The sequence below is a fragment of the Demequina ureilytica genome (genome assembly GCF_048553575.1).
Lineage (GTDB): Bacteria > Actinomycetota > Actinomycetes > Actinomycetales > Demequinaceae > Demequina.
Genome location: NZ_JBLZIE010000008.1, coordinates 1 through 1,696 on the forward strand (window position 1 = coordinate 1; position 1,696 = coordinate 1,696).

General features: G+C 65.0%; 2 protein-coding genes. Both read right to left on the reverse strand.

The window, feature by feature from the left end:
• Nucleotides 1–419, reverse strand: a 419-nt coding sequence (locus tag ACNI3K_RS13055; RefSeq protein WP_419392334.1) for an ATP-binding protein, incomplete at its 3' end; no start/stop codon positions are given.
• Nucleotides 419–1,627: an IS21 family transposase gene (gene istA, locus ACNI3K_RS13060; RefSeq protein ID WP_419392335.1), complete on the reverse strand. Its 1,209-nt coding sequence runs from the start codon at nucleotides 1,625–1,627 to the stop codon at nucleotides 419–421. The genes istA and ACNI3K_RS13055, both read right to left, overlap by 1 nt.
• Nucleotides 1,628–1,696 lie beyond the last annotated feature (69 nt).

The following is a 1,696-nucleotide window of genomic DNA, read 5'->3' on the forward strand; positions in this document are numbered from 1 at the left end:
GCGGTCGCGAACAACACCCGGTGCCCGTGTCGCGCTGCGATGATGCCGAGCGCTGTCGACAGGTGTGTTTTCCCAGTCCCGGGCGGACCGAGGAGGACGACGTTGCGGGCCTCGTCAAGGAAACCGCCGGATGCCAATGCTGCGACCTGGGGGCGAATCTTCGATTGCGCGTCCCAGTCGAAGTCCTCGAGGGTTTTGCGGGCAGGAAAGCCGGCGGCTTTGATCCGCAGCTCAGCGCCGGAGGCGTTGCGGGCGGACACTTCGCGCTCCAGCACGGCGGCGAGGTAGTCCTCGAAAGACCAGCCCGCATCGCGTGCTTGGTCCGCGAGACGGGTCGCCGCATCCGTGATCCGTGGGGCCTTCAGAGCGCCGGCCAAATAGTGGATCTGCTTGACCGAGTCCGGTGTCTTCGCGCCCATCACGCGACCTCCTCGCCCAGCCCGAACGCACGGTCATAGTCACTTAAGTCCCGGGTGAGGTCATCACCGGCCGCGACGGGTCGGGGTTGCTGGAACTGTTGACGCAACCGCTTCGCGATCTCAACATGGGCGGGGTCCGTGACAGTGGTGCCGCGCGCCCAAACCCGTGCATGGTTGGCAACGAGTCGCCCCTCGAGCCTGACCTTGACGCGTTCCAGGTCCGCAGAGACGTCGACCATCCGACCAATGGCCACCGGATCGACGGAGTAGTCCGAGGCGTCGAGACGAACGTAGTAGTCCCGGCCCAGACGAACCCGATCCCGCCAACCCAACTGCAACGGGACCGGCGGCAACGGCAACATCTGTGCCCGGTCGTGCTCGATCAGGTCGATCGGGCGCGCTTTGATCGTGCGCACCACTTTGGTGTTGGCCGTAATCAACCAGTCCGTCAGTTGCGCGTTGAAGTCCGCCGGGGAAGTGAAGGTCCGGCCGGGCATGAACGAGGTTTCCATCCAACCGTTGCGGCGCTCGACGATCCCTTTGGATTCCGGATCGTAAGGGCGCAACTGCACGACCTTCGTGGCCAACGTCCCCGCGAAAGACGCGAAGCCCTGCGCGAGGCGGCCCCGTTGACCGATGCCAGGCTCGTTGTCCCAAATCAACCTGCGCGGGACCCGCCCCAACTGCTGGATCAGCTCCCATGAACCCAACAGCAGGTCTTCCGACTTGCGCGTCGGGATCATCCTGGCGGTCATGAACCGCGAATGCGCTGCGACCATCACCAACACCGGCAGCAGCACGCTCGTGCCATCTTCGAGCGGGATCTTCCTCGGCGGGAACCACAGATCACACTGCGCTGCGTCTCCCGCAGCCCAGGACAGTCGGTCCGCGGGATCCACCGGGCGATGCTCCGGTCTGAGCCGTCGGACATTCTCACGAAACCACGTGATCGACCCCGACCACTGCACCCGTTCCGCCAGCACCGTTGCCGGCATGTCCGGATACTCCGTCAGCAACGCCCGCACCCTTGCCTCGAACGGCGAGAACGACGTCACCACCGCTGGCCGCTGATACTTCGGTGGCCGGTCCGACGCCACCGCGCGATCGACCGTCGCACGGCCAATCCCCAAATCCCTCGCGACCTGCCTCCGCGGAACACCATCCGCGACCAGTCGCCGGACCAACGCCCAATCTTCCAATGAGATCATCCACCCAATCTGTCTGGGTGGCCTCGTTTTCGCCCGTCGCTATGGCCTCGTTTTCAAGCGTCGCCGACA